The sequence below is a fragment of the Streptomyces sp. NPDC088766 genome (assembly GCF_044750845.1).
In the GTDB taxonomy this organism is placed as follows: Bacteria; Actinomycetota; Actinomycetes; order Streptomycetales; family Streptomycetaceae; genus Streptomyces.
The window spans coordinates 310,931-333,122 of sequence record NZ_JBIVKQ010000001.1; the positions used below are offsets into that span (position 1 = coordinate 310,931).

Genomic DNA, 22,192 nt, shown 5'->3' on the forward strand with positions numbered 1-22,192 from the left:
CCGCGCGCTGGTCCGACGCGAACCGTCGGACACGCCCCGGGCCGAAGTCCGGTCCGGCCTCACCAGCCGGTCAGGGGTGGGGTCGTCTCCGACGGCGGCTCCACCCACGGCTCGGCCACCGTCGCCCAGACGGCGAACGCGACGGCCGCCGTCCACAGCAGCAGCCACAGCAGGCGCCGGGCGAGCCTGCGGCGGCGCAGCATACGGCTGCCGCGGCGGACGGCGTCCGTGTGCAGCTCGGGCGGCAGCCGGGGCACCGTCCGCTCCATGATCTGCCGTACGGCGGCCTCCCGCTGGGGCCGGTTCACGTCGGCGCCGCCTTCGTCGCGGGGGTCCGGGGCGAGGGTGCCGGAGGCGGGTGCAGGACGGTCGCCGTCGCCCGGTCGCAGATGGTGTGGACGCGTTCCGTGGGCAGGCCGAGGAGGGCCGCGACCTGTTCCTCGCCGACGCCCTCGTAGAGCCTGAGGACCAGGACGAGGCGTTCCCGCGGGGTGAGGCCCGCCAGCGGGCCGGTGAGGTGCCGGCGGGGCCCGCCCAGGGCGGCGTACCGGTGCCAGGCGGTGCCGGCGAAGCGGACGGCGAGGTGCCGGCGGGCGTGGTCGTAGGGGTCCTCGCCGCGCAGCCGGTCCCAGCACGCGTAGGTGTGCGCGAGGGCGTGCGTCAGCAGCCGACGCGCGCGCGGGTTGTCGTCGGACGGTTCCCCGGTGAGCAGGGTGGCGGTCTGCGTCAGCCGCCCGCCCGCGCCCGCCACGAACGCCTCGAAATCCTTGGCCCGGCGGGCGTCCTGGCCCGCATGCCGTGCTCGCACCGCGCGCCTCCCGCCTGCCGGCGACCCCCTGGGAACGGATCCCGGCCGGCTGCGGCGAACGGGGACCCGGTCTCATATGAGGCCAGGGGCGGGCCGTCGGTCAAGAGCCGCGCACGCGCGGGACGCGCGTTGCGTGCGGGACGCGCGTTGCGTGCGGGGGTCAGGAAGCCGGTGCGGGCTCCGTACCGGGGAGAGGGGAGGCCATCCGGGTGGACAGCGCGGTGTTGAAGCGGGTGAGGAGCGCGCAGAACGCCTCGCGCTCCTGCGGGCTCCAGTCGTTGGTCAGCTCGGCCATCAGCTGACGTCTGGAGGACCGCACCTCGTCCAGCCGGGACAGCCCGCGCGGGGACAGCTGGAGCACCACGGCCCGCCCGTCCTCGGGGTGCGAGGTGCGCTTGACCAGACCGGTGTCGACCAGCGGCGCCACCTGCCGGGTGACGGTCGACGAGTCGATGCCCATGCTCGCGGCGAGCGCCTTGACGCCCATCGGGCCTTCCTTGTCGAGGCGGTTGAGCAGCAGGTAGGCGGCGCGGTCCATGGAGTTGCGCACCTGCCCGACGCCGCCGAGCCGGGTCTGTTCGGCACGGCGCGCGAACACCGCGACCTCGTGCTGCAGCGTGTCCAGAAGACCGGTGTCACCGACGGTCGTCATGTCCATCGACATTTCAGGTGTTGTGGGCATGGCCGGGGGCTCACTTCATGAAAGGGGTGCTGGGTTGGGGGACAGGGTACGCGGCCCGGAGGCGGGTCGTACCGGCGCTGCGGAAACCGGTCTCGGTGGTTGGTCGCAGCGGTCGTTCCCGCCTGTGAACTGCGATGCTGATGTCATGAGCTATGGCACGGCCGACTCCTTGCGGCCCGTCACCCTCGACGATGTGCGCGGCGCGCAGAAGATGCTGTCGGGGGTGGCGCGGACCACCGCGATGGAGGGCAGCAGGCACCTGTCCCAGCTCGTCGGGGCGCCGGTGCACCTCAAGTGCGAGAACCTCCAGCGGACGGGTTCGTTCAAGCTGCGCGGCGCGTACGTCCGGATCGCCGGCCTGCTGCCGGAGGAGCGGGCGGCCGGGGTCGTCGCGGCGAGTGCGGGCAACCACGCGCAGGGCGTCGCGCTGGCCTCCACCCTGCTGGGCGTGCGGTCCACGGTGTTCATGCCGACGAGCGCCCCGCTGCCCAAGATCAGCGCGACCCGGGAGTACGGCGCGCGGGTCTGTCTGCACGGGCAGGTGGTCGACGAGACGCTGGCGGCCGCGCAGGAGCACGCGGCGGAGACCGGAGCCGTGTTCATCCACCCCTTCGACCACCCGGACGTGATCGCCGGGCAGGGCACGGTGGGTCTGGAGATCCTGGAGCAGTGCCCGGAGGTGCGGACGATCGTCGTGGGGATCGGGGGCGGAGGGCTCGCGGCGGGCATCGCCGTGGCGGTGAAGGCGCTGCGGCCCGACGTGCGGATCGTGGGGGTGCAGGCGGAGGGGGCGGCGGCCTATCCGCCCTCGCTGGCGGCGGGCCGGCCGGTGTCGCTGCGCAGTCCGGCGACGATGGCGGACGGCATCAGGGTCGGCCGGCCCGGTGACGTGCCCTTCGGGATCGTCGGCGACCTGGTGGACGAGGTGCGCACGGTGTCGGAGGACGCCTTGGCCGCCGCGCTTCTGCTCTGTCTGGAGCGGGCCAAGCTGGTCGTCGAGCCGGCCGGGGCGAGTCCGGTGGCGGCGCTGCTGAGTGCGCCGGACGCCTTCGAGGGGCCGGTGGTCGCGGTGCTCTCCGGCGGAAACGTGGATCCGCTGCTGATGCAGCGCGTCCTGCGGCACGGCATGTCCGCGCAGGGCCGCTACCTGGCCGTACGGCTGCGGCTGACGGACCGGCCCGGTGCGCTCGCGACGCTTCTCGGGGTGCTGTCGACGGTGGACGCCAACGTCCTCGACGTGAGCCACGTGCGGACCGACCCGCGGCTCGGGCTCACGGAGGCGGAGGTGGAGCTGCACCTGGAGACGAAGGGGCCGGTGCACTGCGCCGAGGTCGGCCAGGCCCTGCGCGAGGCCGGTTACACCGTCATCGACTGAGGCCGGTTGCACCGTCATCGACCGATGTCGGCGCCCGCCGGCCGGCGTCGGCGCAGCGCGCCGGCCGGGCCGTACGCCGGGCCGTACGCCGGGCCGTACGCCGGGCCGTACGCCGGGCCGTACGCCGGGCCGTACGCCGGGCCGGAATCCTCTTGGTCACTCGTTCGGGTAAGTCCGTTGAGGGACGCGATACATCGCGTTACGGTGTGGGTCACGCCATCTCGCCGGTGCGCTCGACGCGTCCCGGGCGGGCGGAGCGAAACGTACAAATCTAGTCTTTCCGAAGAATCCCCGACGACGTGGAGACTCACATGCCAGGCGCCATCCATGCCGAAGGCCTGGTGAAGACCTTCGGCGACGTAAGGGCTCTGGACGGCGTCGACCTCGACGTCCCGGAGGGCACCGTCCTCGGCCTCCTCGGGCCGAACGGCGCGGGCAAGACCACCGCGGTCCGCTGCCTGACCACCCTCCTGCGCCCGGACAGTGGCCGGGCCGTGGTCGCCGGACTCGACGTGCTCAAGCATCCCAACGAGGTCCGGCGCTCGATAGGCCTCTCCGGTCAGTTCGCCGCCGTCGACGAGTACCTGACCGGCCGCGAGAACCTCCAGATGGTCGGCCAGCTCTACCAGATGCGGGCGAGGGCCGCGAAGGCCCGGGCGGCCGAACTGCTCGACCAGTTCGACCTCGCGGACGCCGCCGACCGCATCACGAAGACCTACTCCGGAGGCATGCGCCGCCGCCTCGACCTGGCCGCCGCACTCGTGGTCTCCCCGCCCGTGATGTTCATGGACGAGCCGACGACCGGCCTCGACCCGCGCAACCGCCAGCTGCTGTGGGAGGTGATCAAGCGACTCGTCTCCGGCGGCACGACACTGCTGCTGACCACCCAGTACCTGGAGGAGGCCGACCACCTCGCGCACGACATCGCCGTCGTCGACCACGGCAAGGTCATCGCCCGCGGCACCTCCGACCAGCTCAAGGCCCGCACCGGCGGCGAGCGCGTGGAGGTCGTGGTGCACGACCGCGAGCACATGCCGACCGCGGTCGAGGTCTTGGCCGGCTTCGGCAAGGGCGACACCACCGTCGAGGAGCACACCCGCAAGCTCACCGTGCCCGTCACCGGCGGCGCCAAGCTCCTCGCCGAGGTCATCCGGGAGCTGGACATCCGCGGCATCGAGATCGACGACATCGGCCTGCGCCGCCCCACCCTCGACGACGTCTTTCTGTCCCTCACCGGACACGCCGCCGAGGACGGGCGCGGGGGCAAGTCCGAGGACAACGGCAAGGAGGCCGTGAAATGAGCGCCGTCACCGACGCCGTCCCGGGCGCGGCCCCGGGCAACCCGCTCGGGCAGAGCGTCCGGGACTCCCTGGTCGTTGCAAAACGCAACTTGATCCGGATGTCCAGGATTCCCGAGATGATCATCTTCGGGCTCGTCCAGCCCATCATGTTCGTGGTGCTGTTCACCTACGTCTTCGGCGGCTCCATGCGGGTCGGCGGCAGCACCAGCGCCGCCGACTACACCAACTTCCTCATGGCGGGGATCTTCGCCCAGACCGTCACCTTCGCCACCGCCGGCGCCGGTGCGGGTATCGCCGACGACATGAACAAGGGCCTCATCGACCGGTTCCGCTCCCTGCCCATGGCCCGCGGCGCGGTCCTCACCGGCCGCACCCTCGCCGACCTCGTGCAGACCGCGCTGACGCTGCTCGTCCTCGCCGTCGTCGCGCTCCTGGTCGGCTGGCGGGTCGGCTCCGACGGCAGCACCAACGCCGCACGCGTCCTGGCCGCCTTCGGCCTGCTGCTCCTCCTCGGCTACGCGTTCACCTGGATCGGCGCCCTCATCGGCCTGTCCGTCCGCACCCCCGAGGCGGCCACCTCCGGCGGACTGATCTGGCTCTTCCCGGTCACCTTCATCTCCAACGCCTTCGTGGACACCGCCAACATGACGCCCTGGCTGCGCCACGTCGCCGATTGGAACCCCTTCAGCGCCACCGTCGAGGCCTGCCGCGTCCTGTTCGCCAACCCGGGACAGTCGACCTCCGACGCCTGGCCCATGCAGCACCCGGTCTGGGCCTCGCTGCTCTACTCGGTGGTGATCATCCTCGTGTTCCGCACCCTGGCGGTACGCAAGTACCGCTCGGCCACCGCATGACCGCGCCGGCCCACCGGGCATGACGAGACCCCCGGCGCCACGGGCGCCGGGGGTCCGATCGGGAATGGGGGCGGTGCGGACCGCCGGGGTCCGTCAGCCGTTGTAGGGCTCGGCCTTGAGGATGCGCACGGAGGCCTTCTTGCCGTTCGGCAGCTCGTACTCCGCGTCCTCGCCGACCTTGTGGTCGATCACGGCGGAGCCCAGCGGCGACTGCGGCGAGTAGGTCTCGATGTCGGAGCTCGCGTACTCACGCGAGGCCAGCAGGAAGGACAGCGTGTCGTCCTCGTCACCGTCGAAGGCGATCGTCACGACCATTCCGGGCGCCACCGCACCGTCCGTGGACGCCGGGGCGGCGCCCACCTTGGCGTTGTCCAGGAGCTGGGTGAGCTGGCGGATACGGAGTTCCTGCTTGCCCTGCTCCTCCTTGGCAGCGTGGTACCCGCCGTTCTCACGCAGGTCGCCCTCCTCGCGCGCGGCCGCGATCTTGGCGGCGATCTCGGTGCGCGCAGGACCAGTAAGGTACTCAAGCTCATCCTTGAGCTTGTTGTACGCCTCCTGGGTCAGCCAGGTGACGTTCTCGCTGGTCTGGGTCACAGGGTGCTCCTCGTCGGTACTGGGAATAACAAAGCATCGCCCTACCCGGAAGCATGTTCCTCCACAGATGGGCGAAACCACGAGCCTAACAATTCAGCGGCCCAAGGGGGAGGACATAAGCCGTAAGACTTACGTCGACGCAGGTCAGTGCCCGCGTATTGCGGCGATGATCAGTCCTCGTGACAACCCAGCAATTCCGCCGTGGTGCCCCGGGACGTCGTACGGAGCGTGACCACCTTGTCGATCCGCGTGTCCGGGCCGGAGAAGCGGAAGTCGGCGCGGCCCACCTCGGCACCGTTCTCGGCCTGTGAGCGGACCGTGCAGTAACCGCTCACCCCCGCGTCCTTGCGGACCTCGAGGTGCACCCGCACCGAGTCGTCCGAGACCTGGAAAGTGATCATCTCGCCGCTGATCTTGTTCTGGGCGACGTAGTGGTAGGCGAAGTAGCCGACCAACGCGAGCAGCAGCGCACCCAGGACGGCACCGGCCACCTTGAGTGTGCGGTCCGCGCGCTCGTCCGAGGAACGGCCGTAACGGCCCTCGGGCGGTCGCGTGCTCGCCGTACTCATGATCGTCCTCTCGGCAAGGCCTCCGGCCGGTCGGGCGAAGGTCCGAAAGTGGGCTGCGGGGGCAGGACCACGGAATTATTGGCCCCCCGATTCGGTCACTATAGAAGCCGCCGATCGCACCCCGTTCCACGGGGGCGCCGACTTACTGAGGATTTGAGTCTTGACTGACCAGCTGCGACTGATGGCCGTGCACGCCCACCCCGACGACGAGTCGAGCAAGGGCGCGGCCACCATGGCGAAGTACGTGTCCGAGGGGGTGGACGTGCTGGTCGTGACCTGCACGGGCGGGGAGCGCGGCTCCATCCTCAACCCGAAGCTCCAGGGCGACACCTACATCGAGGAGCACATCCACGAGGTGCGCAAGAAGGAGATGGACGAGGCCCGCGAGATCCTCGGGGTCAAGCAGGAGTGGCTCGGCTTCGTCGACTCCGGGCTGCCCGAGGGCGACCCGCTGCCGCCGCTGCCCGAGGGCTGCTTCGCCCTCGAGGACGTCGACAAGGCGGCCGGTGAGCTGGTGAAGCAGATCCGCTCCTTCCGCCCCCAGGTGATCACCACCTACGACGAGAACGGCGGCTACCCGCACCCCGACCACATCATGACCCACAAGATCTCCATGGTGGCCTTCGAGGGCGCGGACGACACCGCGAAGTACCCGGAGGGCGAGTTCGGGCCGGCGTACCGGCCGCTGAAGCTCTACTACAACCAGGGCTTCAACCGTCCGCGCACCGAGGCGCTGCACCAGGCCATGCTCGACCGCGGCCTGGAGTCGCCGTACGGGGACTGGCTCAAGCGCTGGAGCGAGTTCGAGCGGGTCGAGCGCACGCTGACCACGCACGTTCCGTGCGCCGACTTCTTCGAGATCCGCGACAAGGCGCTGATCGCGCACGCCACCCAGATCGATCCCGACGGGGGCTGGTTCCGGGTGCCGATGGAACTCCAGAAGGAGGTCTGGCCGACCGAGGAGTACGAGCTGGCGAAGTCGCGCGTCGACACCTCCCTCCCCGAGGACGACCTCTTTGCGGGCATCCGCGACAATGCCTGACATGAGCGCAAGCGTGAGCCTGGCAATGACGCACCTCGTCCCCCTCGCCAAGGAGGTCGACGAGAACAAGGTCACCCCCGGCGTCCTCGGCTTCATCGTCTTCGCGGCGATGGCGATCGCGGTCTGGGGCCTGATGAAGTCGATGAACCGCCGCATGGGCAAGGTCGACTTCGTGGAGACCCCCAAGGACGCCTCCGGCGAGACCACCACGGAGAAGCCCACGCCCGCCAAGGGCTGAGCCGGGCCGCACCTGCGGACCGCCGGCACCGCCACCCGCCCGCGCGGGCAGCGGTGCCGACGGGCCGCGCCGCGCCAGCCCCTGCGGCCCCGCGGGCTGCGCCCGTCGGCGGCCCGTGGGCCCTCGGCCCGTGGAGTCACGGCGGTGGCGCGGAGGTCCCCGGCCCGTGGAGCCACGACGGCCCCGGCCTCCGGCCTCGCGCAGCCACGACGGCGCAGGCCCGCGCCGGAAGTGGTCGGCATCGGTCGGTGGGGCATCCGCGCCCTGGTCGCCGGCGGCGATCGCCCCGAAACGCACTTGCGGTCCGTCCTCGTGACCGGGTGTGGGGTCCGCCCGGTCGTCCAAACGGGCCAGGTGCGAGGCGAGCCGGCTGATGCCGTGCGGCGCCTCCCACGCCCGGGGACGGGCTTTGAGCCCGTCTTCCTCGCTGGTCCCGCCGTGGTAGGCGTACACGTGTGACGCCATCACCACGTCACCCGGCCTGGTGGCGTCCCACAGGGTGCCGGCGACTCCGACGAACAGCACGGCCACCGGCGAGAACTCCTGGATCGCGCGTTCTGCGATCACCGCGGCGGAATGGTTCCCCTTGTTCGTCAGGCCGAGCGCGACACGGCACGATGTGCCCCGTACGGTGCCCACTTCGAACCGGGTACCGCGTCGAACCGGGTACCGCGCTCATGGAACTGCAACTGGATGCCGAGACCTGGGGCAATTTCGTGGGTAGCCGTCCCGGGTGGTGCGATCTTCCGTCAACGTGACCTTGACCAGTTCCTGACCGGGCACGGCTAAACGATCGCCTACGGGCCGGCACGGCATCCGCGGGGTGGTGCATCCGGCCCGAAGGCGGTGAGTGTTCCGATCGCCCGCGAGCAACGACTGTCCGAGCGCTATCGGTCGGATGTCGAAAGCGAGACCTCTCCGTCCTTACATGACCCCGAGATCGACCGTGACGGGGAAAGGTGCGGTGGCCTTCACCGCGCCGGTGAACATCTCGCCGTCCCTGTAGACCTTTGTGGCGGGATCAAGAACGTAGGTGTAGACGATCGGGACCCCGGTGGCGGCCTGCTCGACCCGCCAGTAGAAGGGGATGCCTGCCTTGGCGCACTGGTCCACCTTCACAACCCGATCGGTGGTTTCCGAGCCGGGCGACACGACCTCGACGACCAGGAGAACGTGTTCGGGGCGGGTGGGTGTGAGGTCGATGGTCTCCGCCCGGTGGACGATGACGTCCGGGCGGTGATTGGTGAGGGGAACGTCCTGCAGGCGGACGTCGAAGTCCGTGTCGGCGTTCCAGTCCGGGCCTGCAGCAGCGTCCAGGGCGTTGGCCAGGACCCGCGCCAGCCGGTTGCGCCGCTTCGAGGCGCTCGGGCCCACGACGACCATCCCGTCCACGATCTCGATGCCGGCGCACTGCTCCTCGGACCAGGAGTCGTACTGTTCCGCGCTGATCTGCGGATGCATCCACGCGGGCGCCACCATCTCGGCCGTCATGGTGTACCTCCTTCGAGGAGCCTCGGCAGGGCCGGCGCTGCTGCCCCAGCCTACTGTTTCGAGGTGTCGAGTCGCCCGGGCCGGGGGAACGCCTAGTGCTGTGACCGGAAAGGTTCACCGGCTCGCGACGTCCGGCACGGCTCCCCCACGCTCGGCTTCGCTCGCGCGGGAGGGGCCCCCACCGCCGCGTTGTCGCATCACCCGAGTACATCCAGTACGCGGGCAATGCTCCGCCTTGCGATGCACCGCACCGGGCGCCGCGAGCTTTCCGGCAAACCTTTCCGGCCACAGCACTAGAAAGGTTCGATGCCGACTCCGAGGAGGAGGGGCCGCCCACCATGTGATGGCCCACAAGGGCAATTCAGCCGAGCGGGGCGGGCTCGTGAGGGTTTCGCCGGTCGTTCCAGGCGTTGTGAGAGGCTGGGCCGTATGAACCGGTTGGCTGGTACGACCTCGCCTTATCTGCTCCAGCACGCTGACAATCCGGTCGACTGGTGGCCCTGGGGACCCGAGGCGTTCGAGGAGGCGAAACGGCGCGACGTCCCCGTTCTGCTGTCGGTCGGATACTCTGCGTGCCATTGGTGCCACGTCATGGCTCACGAGTCCTTCGAGGACCAGGCCACCGCCGACCAACTCAACGAGCACTTCGTCAGCGTCAAGGTCGACCGTGAGGAGCGGCCCGACATCGACGCCGTGTACATGGAGGCCGTGCAGGCCGCGACCGGGCAGGGCGGCTGGCCCATGACCGTGTTCCTCACGCCGGACGCCGAACCGTTCTACTTCGGCACCTACTTCCCGCCCGCGCCCCGGCAGGGCATGCCGTCCTTCCGGCAGGTGCTGGAGGGCGTACGGCAGGCCTGGGGCGAGCGGCGGGACGAGGTCGCCGAGGTCGCCGGGAAGATCGTGCGCGACCTCGCCGGACGCGAGATCTCCTACGGTGACAGCCTGGCGCCCGGCGAGCAGCAGCTGGCGCAGGCACTGCTCGGGCTGACCCGGGAGTACGACCCGCAGCGCGGCGGGTTCGGCGGGGCGCCCAAGTTCCCGCCGTCCATGGTGATCGAGTTCCTGCTGCGCCACCACGCGCGCACCGGTGCCGACGGCGCCCTGCAGATGGCGCGGGACACCTGCGAGCGGATGGCCCGCGGCGGGATCTACGACCAGCTCGGGGGCGGCTTCGCCCGCTACTCCGTCGACCGGGACTGGACGGTGCCGCACTTCGAGAAGATGTTGTACGACAACGCGCTGCTGTGCCGGGTGTACGCCCACCTGTGGCGGTCGACCGGGTCCGAGCAGGCCCGGCGGGTCGCCCTGGAGACCGCCGACTTCATGGTGCGGGAACTGCGCACCGCCGAGGGCGGTTTCGCCTCCGCGCTGGACGCCGACAGCGATGACGGAACCGGGCGGAACGTGGAGGGGGCGTACTACGTGTGGACGCCCGAGCAGCTCACCGACGCCCTGGGCGCCGAGGACGCGGCGCTGGCCGCCGCCCACTTCGGGGTGACCGACGAGGGCACCTTCGAGGAGGGCGCCTCCGTGCTTCAACTGCCGCAGCGGGAAGGCGTGTTCGACGCGGAGAAGATCGCGTCGGTGAAGGAGCGGCTGCTGGCCGCACGGGCGGAGCGGCCCGCACCCGGCAGGGACGACAAGGTCGTCGCCGCCTGGAACGGCCTCGCCGTCGCCGCGCTCGCCGAGACCGGCGCCTACTTCGACCGGCCCGACCTGGTGGACGCGGCCGTCGCCGCCGCCGATCTCCTCGTCCGGCTGCACCTCGACGACCAGGCGCGGCTCACCCGGACCAGCAGGGACGGCAGGGCCGGGTCCAACGCGGGCGTCCTGGAGGACTACGCCGACGTCGCCGAGGGCTTCCTCGCGCTGGCCGGGGTGACGGGCGAGGGGGTCTGGCTGGACTTCGCCGGGTTCCTGCTCGACCACGTCCTCGCGCGCTTCACCGACCCGGAGTCGGGGTCCCTGTACGACACGGCGTCGGACGCCGAGCAGCTCATCCGGCGCCCGCAGGACCCGACCGACAACGCGGTGCCCTCCGGGTGGTCGGCGGCTGCCGGGGCGCTGCTGTCGTACGCCGCCCACACCGGTTCGCAGGCGCACCGCGCCGCCGCGGAGAAGGCGCTGGGGGTCGTGAAGGCGCTCGGGCCGCGGGTGCCGCGGTTCATCGGATGGGGTCTGGCCGCCGCCGAGGCGCTGCTCGACGGGCCGCGCGAGGTGGCCGTCGTCGGACCCTCGCTCGACGATCCCGGCACGCGCGAGCTGCATCGCGCCGCGCTGCTGGCGACCGCGCCGGGAGCGGTGGTCGCCTGTGGCACGCCGGGGAGCGAGGAGTTTTTGCTGCTCGCCGACCGGGCGCTGGTGGGCGGGGCGCCGACGGCGTACGTCTGCCGCGGGTTCGTGTGCGATCTGCCGGTGACGGAGGTGGACGCGCTGCGCGCGAAGCTCACCCCGTGAGGTGCGGGGCGCCGTCCGCGGCGCGGGGGCGGCGCGGCGGGAGCCGGTCGCGCCCCGCGGCGGAGCGGCACGGGTGACGGCTCCGCCTCCGGTGGCCGCGGCCGTGTCACCGCCGGCCGTGTCACCGCCGGTCGCGTCCGCCGACTGGGCCCCGCGCCCGGTGCCCGGTGGTCTGGTGGGCCGGAGCGGGCCGGAGCGGGCCGGGGCCGGCCGGGTGGGGTCGCGCAGGTGTCAGCCCTGCTTCCGGCCGGTCGCGGCCGTGTCACCGCCGGCCCCGCACGCCGACGGGGCCGGCCGGCGGCCGACCGGGCCGAGTCGGGCCGAGCCGGGCCGAGTCGGGCCGAGTCGGGCCCCGGCCTCAGCCGTGACTGAGGCCTCGCCCCAGCCGTTCTGAGGCCTCGCCCCAGCGTCCCTCCCGCCCTGTTCCGGCCGTCGCTCCGGCCCCCGCCGTCACCCCAGCGGGTCCGGCACCGGGTCCGGGACCGGGTCCGGCGTGACGCGGGGGAGGGGCGGAAGGGTGGTGTGCAGGCGGCGGTACAGCCAGCGGTCCACGACCAGGAAGCGGGCCGTGAAGACGATCGCCATGGCGAGTGCCGTCGCCGGCAGGGCGGTCATGCCGGCGGCGCCGATGAGCAGCGCGGCGAGCGGGATGCGGGCGACCAGGTCGGCGTTGCCGACGGCGGCGAACGTCAGGAGCCGTATCCCGCGCCGGTGGTGGCGCCGCTGGTTGCGGTAGACGAAGGAATCGATGAGGGCGAAGTTCCACAGGAGACCCGCCTGGTTGGCGATGATCTCCGCCGGGGCGTAGTGCAGGCCGGGGGCCCGGCTGGTGAGCAGCCAGAGCAGGGCCAGGTTGGGGACGAAGCCCGACAGGCCGATGAGGCCGAAGACGACGGCGCGGGCGCGGGGGTCGGCGGTGCGCAGGGTGATCAGGTGGCGCAGGAAGCGCATGCCCTCGCGGGCGGTCGACTTGGACTCGCCGGCGTGCCGTTCCCCGAAGGCGTACGGGACTTCGGTGACGCCGCGCGGGCGGCACCGTACCGCCAGTTCGAGGAGGATCTTGTAGCCGAGGGGTTGCAGGCCCTCGTCGTGTGCCGAGGCGCGGTCGACCGCCGTGCGGCGGATCGCGAAGAAGCCGCTCATCGGGTCGGTGAGGCCGCCGAGGGCGCGGGGGAAGAGGGACTTGGCCAGGAGGGTGGAGGAGCTGGAGACGAGTCTGCGGTAGCCGCCGTCGAGGCCGCCGCGGTCCCCGCCGTCCGTGTAGCGGCTGGCGACGACCAGTTCGGCGCCGGTCGCCGTGCCGCGGGCGACGAGGTGGGGGACGAGTTCGGGCGGGTGCTGGAGGTCGGCGTCGATGACGACGATCCAGGGCGCCGAGGCGCGGGCGATGCCCTCGACCACGGCACCGCCGAGGCCGCCCTCGGGGACGGGCCGGTGGTGCAGGACGACCGGGACGGCACCGCGGCGGGCCGCCTCCTCGATGACCTCGCAGGTGTGGTCGGTGGAGTCGTCGGCGAAGACGACCTCCGCGCGGGTCCCCGAGGGGATCGCGGCGCCGATGCGGGCGAGCAACTCGTGGATGTTGTCGGCCTCGTTGAAGGTCGGGACGACGATGGACACGTCGGCGGGCGGGGCCGTCACCGTGCCTCCTGGGGCTGCGGGGTGTGGACGGGGAGGTGCGCGCCGGCATGGGAGGTCAGCTCCCAGTCGCGGCGCCCGGTGTACTCGCGCCACACGGCGCGCAGGGCGGCGCCCGCGAGGATCACGGCGTAGACGGGGCCGAGGAGGACGAGCCCCGCGTACTGGCCCAGGCTGATGCGGAAGCCGTACTCGCGGCCGAAGTCGTGCAGGGCGACCGCCTCGAAGACGATCATGGCGGCCATCGGCAGCATGGGCAGCCAGGCGAACATCGAGAAGGGCAGCGGGACTCCGCCGACGAGGGCGAAGAGGATGCCCAGCGGGATCATCACGCCGGTCGCGGCCTGCACGAACGGGGTGCTGAGCGTGTAGCGGGCGAGCATCCGCTGGCCGAAGCCGGGCAGCCGACGCCATTCGCCCTTGCGCAGGACCTGGAGGAAGCCCTGGTTCCAGCGGGTGCGCTGCTTGTAGAGCGCCCTGATGGAGCCGGGCGTCTCCTCGCGGGTGACCAGCGCCGAGTGGTAGGCGACGACGACCTTGGCGCCGCCGCTGGACAGCCGGACGCCGAGGTCGCAGTCCTCGGCGAGGCAGTCGCCGTCCCAGCCGCCGGTGTCGCGCAGCAGTGCGGACCGGACGAAGACGGTGTTGCCGCCGAGCGGGATGAACCCCTTGCGGGCGTGCAGGTGCAGCCGGCTGCGGAACCAGAAGAAGTACTCCAGGCAGTTGCGCAGGCTGTACCAGCTGCTCCGGTAGTTGATCAGCTGGACGCCGCCCTGGACGACGTCGGCGTTCTCGTGGCGGAAGGCGAAGTCGACGTGGCTGAGCAGTTCGGGGTGGACGACGTCCTCGGCGTCGAAGACCCCGATGATCTCGCCGCGGGCGTGCGGCAGCGCGGTGTTGAGGGCGCGGGGCTTGTTCTTCCTGGCGTGGGTGTCGACGACCGTGCGCACCCTGGCGGGGTGCTCGGCGGCGAGTTCGTGGGCGATGGCGGCGGTGCCGGGGTCGTCGTGTCCGACGATCAGCAGGATCTCGTAGTCCGGGTGGTCGATGCGGAGCATCTGTTCGACCGTGTGCCGCAGGACGGCCTCCTCGTGGCGGGCCGGGACCAGCAGTGAGAAGGACAGGTCCGCCCTGCCGTCGGGCGTGGCGAAGGCCGTCGACTCCAGTGTCTCCGGGGTGCGCCAGGCGTGGAGCATCCACCACAGGGTCACGCCGGCGGCGGCCATGAGGACGATCGAATCGATGAACAGAATGGCGGAGACCACGAATTCCCCCCTCGGTCTTTCTTGGTCATCCTTGTCGGAACATGTTGTTCCACCGGGTGCAACCCGGTGTTCTCGGGTGTTCTCGGGTTTTCTCAGGAAAGGAATCGTCCGTCTGCGGCCCCCCGGCGGACGGTGTTCCGTGTGATGCTCGTGATGTGTGGCTGCCCTTGGCGAGAGGCCGGTTCCCAGCCGGTTTCCCACCTCGATATCACGGAGTTTTCGCGCATGATCAATTCGGGCCCACGAGCAAACCAGGGCCGAAGTTAGCAGGTTCGGCATTTCCCTCGCAATGTGGCCTCGGCGTGATGGTACCCGCCGCAAGCGGAGTCATGGGTTCTGCTTATGCGTCGCCCAGGCGTGTGCCATGATGCTCCGGCATGCCTGATTCCGGGGGGTTTCGAGGGGGAGTCCCGCGGCTGCCGTCAGGCCGAGAAGTGGGTGGGGGGATTCCGCATGGGGACTGCCGTGCCGAAAACGCGTGCGCGTGACGAGTCCGAAACAGAGCTTTCCGAAGGCGCTCCTTCCGTTTCCCGGCCGGGGCCCGGAGATTCCGCGACCGATCGCACCTCCCTGCGCGGGAGTGTGTTACGGCGCGATTATTTCTGGGTTGCGCCCGTTCTCGTCGCCGGTCTCCTGGCAAGGATTCTCGGAATCGGAAATTACCCATTCCCGAACGACGACGAGGGCACCTATCTCGCGCAGGCGTGGGCGGTGCAGCACGGCGAACTCGCGCATTACACCTACTGGTACGACCACCCGCCGCTCGGCTGGATACAGCTCGCCTCCGTGTCCTGGCTGCCCGACCGGCTGCTGCCCGACCTGCCCACGTTCGTCCAGGGCCGGATCGCCATGCTGCCGGTGGCCGCGGCGTCGATGGTCCTCGTCTTCGTCGTCGGCCGGCGCCTCGGCCTGGCCCGCCCCACGGCCGCCGCGGCGATGCTGCTGTACGCGTTGTCACCGCTCGCCGTGGTGCTGCACCGGCAGATCTACCTGGACAACTTCGCCGTCCTGTGGGTCCTGGTGTCCTTCGCCTTCGCGCTGTCGCCGCGCCGCCACCTGTGGCACCACGCCGCGGCCGGCATGGCGTTCGCCGTTGCCGTGCTCTCCAAGGAGACCATCGCGGTCCTGCTGCCCGTGCTGCTGGTCACCCTCTGGCAGGGCAGTCACCCCAGCACCCGCAAGTTCTCCTTCGCCGGTTTCGGCTCCGGGTTCGTCCTCACCGGCCTGTTCTATCCGCTGTACGCCCTGCTCAAGGGCGAGCTGTTCCCCGGCGCCGGACACGTCTCGCTGCTCGGCACGCTCAAGTTCCAGCTCGGCGGGCGCGAGGGCAGCGGATCGGCGTTCGCCGAGGGCACCGACGCCCACCAGCTGTTCACCGGCTGGCTGGACCGGGACCCGTATCTGCTGATCGGCGGCGCCGCGGCCGCCGTCTGCGCGTTCGCGGTACGCCGGCTGCGGCCCGCCGCCCTCGCCGTGCTGGTGCTGGCGCTGGTCGCCCTGCGCCCCGGCGGCTACCTGCCGCAGATGTACATCGTGCAGGTCCTGCCCTTCCTGGCGCTCACCGCGGCCGGGCTGACCGAGGCCGCGGTGAGCAGACTGCCCGGCGGGCCGCGTCCCGTGGCGGGGCCCGCCGGGGCCGCGGTGAGACGGCTGCCCGCCCGGCCGGGGCCGCGCACCACCGCCTCCCTGGCGGCCGTCGCGCTGGCCGTGGTGATCACCGCACCGCACTGGTACGAGCAGGACCGTGCCGCCGCGCGGGCCGACGACAACGGCGTCTACCACGACGCCGCCCGCTGGCTGCGCGAGACGCCCGTCAAGGACCGCGACCAGGTGCGCGTCGTCACCGACGGCGTGCTCTGGCTGGACGCGGTCGACGCCGGCCACCGGCCGGGCACCGGTGTCATCTGGCACTACAAGCTCGACCAGGACCCGGCGGTCACCAAGACGCTGCCGCACGGCTGGAAGGACATCGACTACGTCGTGTCCACCCCGGCCCTGCGCGGTGAGCGCGAGCATCTCCCCACCCTGCGGGACCTGTTCGCGCACGGCACGCCGGTCGCCACCTTCGGCGAGGGCGACGGCCGGATCGACATCCTCCGCATCGAGCACGACGAGTGACGCGAGTGGTGCACCACCCGTGATGCGGGGAGCCCGTGAACAAGGGGGGAACCCATGTACGGAGCCCGAAGACAACCAGGGCGGCGGACCCTTCCACCCGGAAGGACACCGCGTCTGCTGCTCACCGCCCTCATGCTGTTCGCCGCCGCCCTCGGGCTCGGCCCGCTGGGCGCCCAGCCCGCCACCGCCGCCACCAACCTGGTCAGGAACCCCGGCCTGGAGATCCTCGACGGGCCGTCCCGGTTCCCGCAGTGCTTCGAGAAGTCGGGCTGGGGAGACAACGACTTCTCCTTCACCGTCACCGACGACGCCCACTCCGGCAGCCGGGCCGTACGCATCGAGCTGACCCGGCGCGCCGACGGCGACCGCAAGACGATGATGCTGGAGAACGACTGCGCCCCGCAGGTCACTCCGGCCCACCAGTACGACCTGTCGTTCTGGTACAGGTCCACGACACCCGACGTGGCCTTCACCCTCTTCCGCCACGACACCGTCCAGGGCTGGGTCTACTGGACCGACCTCAAGACCCTGGAGCAGTCGGCCGGCTGGACCCGCACCGAGGTCCGCACCCCGGTCATCCCGCCCGACACCGACCGGATCACCTGGGGCGGCGCCCTCTACGGCGTCGGCACCCTCACCACCGACGACTACGCCATGACGGACGCCACCGTCCCCGCCGGCCCCGACCCCTGCGCCACGGGCGGCACCGGACCGCAGTGCACGGGCGAATGGACCGTCCAGACCTCCCGCATGCCCGTCCGCGCGATCCACTCGGTGCTGCTGCACAACGGCAAGGTCCTGCTCATCGCCGGCTCCGGCAACAACCTCGACATGTTCGAGGCGGGCACCTTCAGGACCTCGCTCTACGACCCCGTCACCGGCGCCTACACCGACATCCCGACGCCCGAGGACTTCTTCTGCGCCGGGCACGTGCAGCTCCCCGACGGCCGGGTGCTGGTCGTCGGCGGCAACAAGGACTACGCGGCACCCGACGGCAGCGTCGGCTACAAGGGCCTGCGCACCAGCTACGTCTTCGACCCCGACCGGAACACCTACACCAAGGTCAACGACATGCTGGCGGGCCACTGGTACCCGTCGGCCACCGCCATGGGCAACGGCGACGTGATCTCGCTGGGCGGCCTCGCCGAGGACTCCTCCGGCACCGTCGTCAACGAGCACTTCTCCTACGCCCGGAACGAGTGGCTGCCGCTCGGCGAGACCAAGCAGGCCTGGTCCTTCTGGGGGCTGTACCCGTCGATGATCCTGCTCCAGGACGGCCGCCTCTTCTACACCGGCAGCCACGTCTTCGGCAACGGCCTGCCCGGCACCGGCGCCTCCGTGTACGACTACGGCGCCGGCACCGTCGCCGAGGTGCCGGGCCTGCGCAAGAAGGACGAGCGGGACCAGTCCATGTCGGTGCTGCTGCCCCCCGCCCAGGACCAGAAGGTCGCCACGATCGGCGGCGGCAACCACACCGTGTCGCCCGACGCGCACCGGCTCGTCGACGTCATCGACATGAAGGCCGACTCGCCGCAGTACGTGCCGGGCCCGAACCTGCCGCAGGGCCACTACCAGGACGGCACCCCGCAGACCGGCGACCAGGGCAAGGTGTACGTCTCCGCGGTCATCCTCCCGGACGGCAAGGTCCTGGAGACCGGCGGCGCCCTGCACACCTACCGCGAGGACCCCGTCTTCGAGGCGTCGATGTACGACCCGGCGAGCAACACCTTCCAGGCCGGCCTGGCGACCGACCCGGTCCCGCGCACCTACCACTCCTCGTCCCTGCTGCTGCCCGACGGCCGCGTCCTGAGCGTCGGCGACAACCCGGGCGACGGCTCCTTCGACCAGCGGGTGTCCCTCTACGAGCCGCCTTACCTGTTCCGGGGCGCACGCCCGCGGATCACCTCGGTGGCGAACACCACCTGGGCGTACGGCACCGACCAGCGCATCACGGTCGACAAGCCGGTGGTCAAGGCCTCCCTGATCCGCCCGGCGGCCATCACCCACTCCTCCGACCCCAACCAGCGCTACGTCGACCTGCCGATGACCGTCGACGGCGACACCATCGACCTCAGCCTCACCAGCAACCCCGACCTGGCCCCGCCCGGCTGGTACATGCTGTCGGTCGTCGACGCGAACGGCGTGCCGTCGGTGTCGACGTGGGTGCGGATCGGAGCGGCCGGCCAGGTCGCGGCGGCCCGCGTCCAGGACTTCGCGGAGGACCTGCGGGCCGTCCCCGCGAACGAGGCCGGCACCGCCGTACCGGAGAGCACCGGCCACGGCGACCACCACAACCACCAGGGCCACGAGGGCGTCGAGATGCCCGCGGGCTTCGACGGCTGCGACCACTCCTACGGCACCATCGGCCAGTGCGTGCCCTGGACCTTCCCGAAGAAGGCGAACACCGTCGTCGAACGCTGCGACTGGCTGGAGAAGAAGGGCTACGGCACCGGCCTGAAGGTCTCCGGCCGCGACCGCCACGGCCTGGACCGCACCAGGGACGGCATCGCCTGCGGAAAGGGCGACGTGCGGAAGAAGCAGCGCTAGAGCCTGTTGCGAAAGTGGCGCCTGCCGCGCGACGCCCGGCACGCCCTCTCGCCGCACCGCCCGGAAGCCCGAGTACGCCCAGTACGAGGACTTCCGGGCGGCACGCCGACAGCACGCACCGGACGCCGCGCGGCCGCCCTTCGGGCGACGACGCCACTTTCGCAACAGCTAGCGGTCGCCCGCGAAGTCCCGGAGGGCGCGCTCCACGATGGCCTCGAGCTGCTCGTGGTGCGCGCCCTTCCAGTACGCCCGCCCGCAGTCCAGGCACCGCGCGAACACGTCGTACGACTTCCGGGTGCCGCCCTTGAGCTGGTCGGCGACCTCCTCCTTGGCGGCCTCGCGCAGCAGTCCGTTGCAGGCGGTGCAGCGCGTCCAGGGGCGCAGCTCGGGGGCGAACCGGTCCAGGACGTCGCGGAGTTGCTCCTCGGGGCCGGTGCTGTAGACGAAGGCGCCCGCCCACAGCTCACGGCGGCGCAGCAGACCGCGGTCGCGGCTCAGCATGACCCGCCGCTCGGCCGCCGAGCGGGCCGCGAGCGCCGGGTCGCCGATGTCGGCCGACTCGTACGCCGTGTCCACGCCGAGCAGCCGCAGCCGGCGGGCGAGGGTGCCGAGGTGGACGTCGAGGAGGAAGCGCAGCGGGGCGCCCGGCACCCGCTGGGGGCGGGCGACGGGGCGTACGTCCACCGACTCGCCGTCGGCCGGGACGTGCGAGACCGGTACCTCGCGGCCGTCGACGAAGAGGGTGCCGACCTCCGTGAGGGGCACCCCGAGGGACTCGACGACGTGGCCGAGGGTGGAGACGCCGTCGACGGCGAGGGCGGTGGCGCCGGCCCGCCGGGCGTGCGGGACGAACAGGGCCAGCTCGGGGGCGACTTCGACGCGGATCTCGGGTGCGTTCACCTGGTCAGGATGGCACGGGGAGGCGGCGGGGCCTCAGGGGGTTTCCTTGCCGAGGCCGTGCTCCAGGACGTTCAGCGCGCGGTCGACGAGGGCGGTGAAGTCGCCCTGGTGGCCGTTCTCGGCCCAGTACAGGGAGGCCTCCATCAGTGCGCCGATGAAGGACATCGCGTAGACGCGGACCTCCAGGCTGTCGGGGTCGCGGCCGGTGCGCTCGGCGAGCGCGGCGCAGATCATGCGGCCGGTGACCGACATGCTCTCCATCATCCGCGAGCGCACCGCCGGGACCTCGGCCATCAGCCGGGTGCGCAGCCGCGCCACGCGCGGGTCCTCCTCGACACCGGCCCGCGCGGCCGCCAGCATCACGTGCCGGATGGTTTCCGGCCACGGCTCGTCCGCGGGCCGGGCCCGCACGTCCTCCACCAGGATCGGGTCGTACTCGTCCGTGAGGACGATGTCCTCCTTGGTCGGGAAGTAGCGGAAGACGGTCGACGGCGACACCTCGGCCCGCTCGGCGATCTGCTCGACCGTCGTCGCCTCGTACCCCTGCTCCTCGGCCAGCGCGTACATCGCGGAGCGGATCGCCTCGCGCGTCTTGATCTTCTTGCGTTCGCGGAGCCCGAGGTGGGGGCGGTCGGCGGGGGAGAGGGGGGAGCGTGCGGCCGTCATGGTGGTCATTGTCGGGCATCGGCCTTCGGGGCGGCCAGGTCAGGGGCGAGGGGCCGGGCGCCGTGCACGGTCCCCGGCAGGAACGCGGCCGCCAGCAGGGCGGCGACGAGGGCGGCAGCGCCGCACACCAGCATCGCGACGCCCATGCCGTGCACGTAAGCGCTGTTCGCGGAGGCCACGAGGTCCGTCGAGCCCGCCCGGCCGGCGATCACGTGCGCCGCGACGACGGACTCCCCGGCGGTGTCGGCGGCGTCCGCGGGCAGTCCGCCGACGTCGAGGCGGTCGCGGTAGGCACTCGCGAGCAGGCTGCCCAGCAGGGCGATGCCGATCGCGCCGCCCACCTGGCGCAGGGTCATCAGCAGGCCCGAGCCGCTTCCGGCCCGGTCGGCGGGCAGGGTGGCGAGGGCGCCGGACATGGCGGGGACGATCGAGAAGCCGAAGCCGGTCCCGGCGACGGCCAGCCACAGGGCGGTGAAGCCGTACCCGGAGTCCACCGTCGTGCGGCTGCCCAGGAGGGTGGCGAAGGCGAGGACCACCAGGCCCGCGCTGACCACGGCCCGCGACCCGAAGCGGGCCACGGCCGGCTGCGCGGCCCGCGCGGCCACCAGCAGACCGCCCATCAGCGGCAGCAGTCGCACGCCGGTGCCGAGGGTGTCGTGACCGAGGACGGCCTGGAGGTAGGGCGGCAGTACGAACATCAGGCCGGACAGCACGAACATCACCAGGGTCGCGGCAAGGGCGTTGAGGAGGAAACCGTGCCGGCCGAGCAGCGACATGTCGAGCATGGGCCGGGCGACCCGCCGTTCGCGCAGGACCAGCGCGGCGATCAGGACGACGGCGGCGCCGGACAGGGCCAGGACCAGGGGGTCGGTCCAGCCGCGGGTGGGCGCCTCGATGATCGCGTAGATGAGCGCGCCGAGCCCGGTCGCGGTGAGCGCCGTGGAGGCGGTGTCGACCCTGGGGGAGGCGGGGTCGCTGGTTTCCGGGAGCAGGAGGACGCAGGCGGCGATGCCGATCGCGGCCATCGGCAGGTTGATCAGGAAGACCGAGCCCCACCAGTAGTGGTCGAGCAGCCAGCCGCCGATGATCGGGCCGAGCGGCAGACCGAGCGTGGAGCCGGCGGAGACGATGCCGACGGCCTTGGTGCGCTCGTCGGGCGCGAACAGCGAAGGCAGCACGGACAGGGCGAGCGGGGTGACCAGCGCGGCGCCGACGCCCATCACGGCGCGGGCGGCGACGACCCCGGTGACGCCGTCGGCCAGCGCCCCGGCCAGCGAGCCGGCGAGGAAGACGCCGAGTCCGGTGATCAGCATGCGGCGGCGGCCGAAGCGGTCGCCGAGGAGTCCGGCGGGCAGCATCAGCGCGGCGAAGACGACGACGTAGGAGTCCGCCATCCATTGCTGCTCACCCGTGGAGGCGCCGAGGTCCCGGGCCATCGTCGGGAGCGCCACGTTGAGGATCGTCATGTCGAAGCCGAGCGTCAGCATGCTCGCGACCAGGGCGGCGAGCGCCCACCAACGGCGTGGATCGGGGCTTGCGGTAGTCACCATGAAATGAGAGTAACTGTCAAAAGGTGGTGTCTGTCAATGAAGGTGCCGTGCCGTGTCCGCCGTTTCGCGCGCACGGAAGAGGGCCACGGCTCGC

19 protein-coding genes and 1 pseudogene are annotated in these 22,192 nt (G+C 71.7%); 8 read left to right on the top strand and 12 right to left on the bottom strand.

Annotated features, from left to right (window positions below):
• Positions 1 to 59: 59 nt before the first annotated feature.
• The 3 genes from ACIP5W_RS01395 to ACIP5W_RS01405 form a co-directional block, all read right to left on the bottom strand.
• Entirely contained in the window at positions 60 to 308 is a 249-nt protein-coding gene (locus ACIP5W_RS01395; protein ID WP_401464920.1) for a hypothetical protein, read from the bottom strand.
• Positions 305 to 808: a sigma factor-like helix-turn-helix DNA-binding protein gene (locus ACIP5W_RS01400; RefSeq protein WP_401464923.1), complete on the bottom strand. Its 504-nt coding sequence runs from the start codon at positions 806 to 808 to the stop codon at positions 305 to 307. The genes ACIP5W_RS01395 and ACIP5W_RS01400 overlap by 4 nt, the downstream gene beginning before the upstream one ends.
• A 160-nt stretch (positions 809 to 968) precedes the next feature.
• Positions 969 to 1,472, bottom strand: a complete 504-nt coding sequence (locus ACIP5W_RS01405) for a MarR family winged helix-turn-helix transcriptional regulator (protein WP_401464926.1) — start codon at positions 1,470 to 1,472, stop codon at positions 969 to 971.
• Positions 1,473 to 1,635: 163 nt separating this feature from the next.
• Here ACIP5W_RS01405 and ilvA point away from each other — a divergent pair, with 163 nt between their 5' ends.
• From ilvA to ACIP5W_RS01420, 3 genes are all read left to right on the top strand, one after another.
• Positions 1,636 to 2,865 carry a threonine ammonia-lyase gene (ilvA, locus tag ACIP5W_RS01410; RefSeq protein ID WP_401464929.1) on the top strand — a complete coding sequence of 410 codons (1,230 nt, stop codon included), beginning with the start codon at positions 1,636 to 1,638 and terminating at the stop codon, positions 2,863 to 2,865.
• A 311-nt stretch (positions 2,866 to 3,176) separates the two neighbouring features.
• A complete protein-coding gene (locus tag ACIP5W_RS01415; RefSeq protein ID WP_401464932.1) occupies positions 3,177 to 4,166 on the top strand; it encodes an ATP-binding cassette domain-containing protein in 990 nt (329 codons plus the stop codon).
• The gene (locus ACIP5W_RS01420) at positions 4,163 to 5,020 is read left to right on the top strand and encodes an ABC transporter permease (protein ID WP_401464935.1); all 858 of its coding nucleotides are present in this window, start codon (positions 4,163 to 4,165) and stop codon (positions 5,018 to 5,020) included. Before ACIP5W_RS01415 ends, ACIP5W_RS01420 begins: the two co-directional genes overlap by 4 nt.
• A 93-nt stretch (positions 5,021 to 5,113) precedes the next feature.
• Here the strand turns inward: ACIP5W_RS01420 and greA are convergent, their stop codons facing one another.
• Both greA and ACIP5W_RS01430 read right to left on the bottom strand, forming a co-directional pair.
• Positions 5,114 to 5,614, bottom strand: a complete 501-nt coding sequence (greA, locus tag ACIP5W_RS01425) for a transcription elongation factor GreA (RefSeq protein WP_401464938.1) — start codon at positions 5,612 to 5,614, stop codon at positions 5,114 to 5,116.
• Between the two features lie 170 nt (positions 5,615 to 5,784).
• Positions 5,785 to 6,183 (bottom strand): DUF4307 domain-containing protein, encoded by a 399-nt coding sequence (locus tag ACIP5W_RS01430; protein ID WP_401464941.1) that lies wholly within the window; start codon positions 6,181 to 6,183, stop codon positions 5,785 to 5,787.
• Between the two features lie 181 nt (positions 6,184 to 6,364).
• On the opposite strand from ACIP5W_RS01430, the gene mca reads away from it, so the two are divergent.
• Positions 6,365 to 7,225 carry a mycothiol conjugate amidase Mca gene (mca, locus tag ACIP5W_RS01435; RefSeq protein ID WP_401465646.1) on the top strand — a complete coding sequence of 287 codons (861 nt, stop codon included), beginning with the start codon at positions 6,365 to 6,367 and terminating at the stop codon, positions 7,223 to 7,225.
• A complete protein-coding gene (locus tag ACIP5W_RS01440; RefSeq protein WP_401464944.1) occupies positions 7,218 to 7,463 on the top strand; it encodes a hypothetical protein in 246 nt (81 codons plus the stop codon). Before mca ends, ACIP5W_RS01440 begins: the two co-directional genes overlap by 8 nt.
• Before the next feature lie 267 nt (positions 7,464 to 7,730).
• Here ACIP5W_RS01440 and ACIP5W_RS01445 read toward each other — a convergent pair.
• Together ACIP5W_RS01445 and ACIP5W_RS01450 are read right to left on the bottom strand one after the other, a co-directional pair.
• Positions 7,731 to 8,120, bottom strand: a pseudogene (locus tag ACIP5W_RS01445) (purine phosphorylase); the annotation flags it as partial.
• A gap of 267 nt (positions 8,121 to 8,387) precedes the next feature.
• Positions 8,388 to 8,954 (bottom strand): Uma2 family endonuclease, encoded by a 567-nt coding sequence (locus tag ACIP5W_RS01450; protein WP_401464947.1) that lies wholly within the window; start codon positions 8,952 to 8,954, stop codon positions 8,388 to 8,390.
• Between the two features lie 429 nt (positions 8,955 to 9,383).
• Here ACIP5W_RS01450 and ACIP5W_RS01455 point away from each other — a divergent pair, with 429 nt between their 5' ends.
• Positions 9,384 to 11,414 carry a thioredoxin domain-containing protein gene (locus ACIP5W_RS01455; RefSeq protein WP_401464950.1) on the top strand — a complete coding sequence of 677 codons (2,031 nt, stop codon included), beginning with the start codon at positions 9,384 to 9,386 and terminating at the stop codon, positions 11,412 to 11,414.
• 450 nt (positions 11,415 to 11,864) lie between these two features.
• Here the strand turns inward: ACIP5W_RS01455 and ACIP5W_RS01460 are convergent, their stop codons facing one another.
• Positions 11,865 to 13,055 (bottom strand): glycosyltransferase, encoded by a 1,191-nt coding sequence (locus ACIP5W_RS01460; RefSeq protein ID WP_401464953.1) that lies wholly within the window; start codon positions 13,053 to 13,055, stop codon positions 11,865 to 11,867.
• Positions 13,052 to 14,278 carry a glycosyltransferase gene (locus tag ACIP5W_RS01465; protein WP_401465649.1) on the bottom strand — a complete coding sequence of 409 codons (1,227 nt, stop codon included), beginning with the start codon at positions 14,276 to 14,278 and terminating at the stop codon, positions 13,052 to 13,054. Before ACIP5W_RS01465 ends, ACIP5W_RS01460 begins: the two co-directional genes overlap by 4 nt.
• Positions 14,279 to 15,028: 750 nt before the next feature.
• Here ACIP5W_RS01465 and ACIP5W_RS01470 point away from each other — a divergent pair.
• Positions 15,029 to 16,435: a glycosyltransferase family 39 protein gene (locus ACIP5W_RS01470; protein WP_401464956.1), complete on the top strand. Its 1,407-nt coding sequence runs from the start codon at positions 15,029 to 15,031 to the stop codon at positions 16,433 to 16,435.
• A gap of 132 nt (positions 16,436 to 16,567) precedes the next feature.
• Positions 16,568 to 18,982, top strand: a complete 2,415-nt coding sequence (locus tag ACIP5W_RS01475) for a galactose oxidase-like domain-containing protein (RefSeq protein WP_401464959.1) — start codon at positions 16,568 to 16,570, stop codon at positions 18,980 to 18,982.
• A 168-nt stretch (positions 18,983 to 19,150) separates the two neighbouring features.
• Here ACIP5W_RS01475 and ACIP5W_RS01480 read toward each other — a convergent pair whose 3' ends face one another.
• From ACIP5W_RS01480 to ACIP5W_RS01490, 3 genes are read right to left on the bottom strand one after another with little or no spacing between them, the layout of a single operon-like run.
• The gene (locus ACIP5W_RS01480) at positions 19,151 to 19,882 is read right to left on the bottom strand and encodes a Mut7-C RNAse domain-containing protein (RefSeq protein ID WP_401464962.1); all 732 of its coding nucleotides are present in this window, start codon (positions 19,880 to 19,882) and stop codon (positions 19,151 to 19,153) included.
• 33 nt (positions 19,883 to 19,915) lie between these two features.
• Positions 19,916 to 20,557 (bottom strand): TetR/AcrR family transcriptional regulator, encoded by a 642-nt coding sequence (locus ACIP5W_RS01485; protein WP_401464965.1) that lies wholly within the window; start codon positions 20,555 to 20,557, stop codon positions 19,916 to 19,918.
• Positions 20,554 to 22,098, bottom strand: coding sequence for a DHA2 family efflux MFS transporter permease subunit (locus ACIP5W_RS01490; protein ID WP_401464968.1), 1,545 nt, complete (start codon positions 22,096 to 22,098; stop codon positions 20,554 to 20,556). The genes ACIP5W_RS01485 and ACIP5W_RS01490 overlap by 4 nt, the downstream gene beginning before the upstream one ends.
• Between the last annotated feature and the right edge of the window lie 94 nt (positions 22,099 to 22,192).

Coding starts and splice junctions, on each gene's coding strand:
- ilvA (WP_401464929.1), top strand. CDS start 1,636: ATGAGCTATGGCACGGCCGACTCCTTGCGGCCCGTCACCCTCGACGAT.
- ACIP5W_RS01485 (WP_401464965.1), bottom strand. CDS start 20,557: ATGACCACCATGACGGCCGCACGCTCCCCCCTCTCCCCCGCCGACCGC.
- ACIP5W_RS01450 (WP_401464947.1), bottom strand. CDS start 8,954: ATGACGGCCGAGATGGTGGCGCCCGCGTGGATGCATCCGCAGATCAGC.
- mca (WP_401465646.1), top strand. CDS start 6,365: ATGGCCGTGCACGCCCACCCCGACGACGAGTCGAGCAAGGGCGCGGCC.
- ACIP5W_RS01455 (WP_401464950.1), top strand. CDS start 9,384: ATGAACCGGTTGGCTGGTACGACCTCGCCTTATCTGCTCCAGCACGCT.
- ACIP5W_RS01475 (WP_401464959.1), top strand. CDS start 16,568: ATGCTGTTCGCCGCCGCCCTCGGGCTCGGCCCGCTGGGCGCCCAGCCC.
- ACIP5W_RS01490 (WP_401464968.1), bottom strand. CDS start 22,098: ATGGTGACTACCGCAAGCCCCGATCCACGCCGTTGGTGGGCGCTCGCC.
- ACIP5W_RS01440 (WP_401464944.1), top strand. CDS start 7,218: ATGCCTGACATGAGCGCAAGCGTGAGCCTGGCAATGACGCACCTCGTC.
- ACIP5W_RS01430 (WP_401464941.1), bottom strand. CDS start 6,183: ATGAGTACGGCGAGCACGCGACCGCCCGAGGGCCGTTACGGCCGTTCC.
- ACIP5W_RS01420 (WP_401464935.1), top strand. CDS start 4,163: ATGAGCGCCGTCACCGACGCCGTCCCGGGCGCGGCCCCGGGCAACCCG.
- ACIP5W_RS01465 (WP_401465649.1), bottom strand. CDS start 14,278: ATGGCCGCCGCCGGCGTGACCCTGTGGTGGATGCTCCACGCCTGGCGC.
- ACIP5W_RS01405 (WP_401464926.1), bottom strand. CDS start 1,472: ATGTCGATGGACATGACGACCGTCGGTGACACCGGTCTTCTGGACACG.
- ACIP5W_RS01415 (WP_401464932.1), top strand. CDS start 3,177: ATGCCAGGCGCCATCCATGCCGAAGGCCTGGTGAAGACCTTCGGCGAC.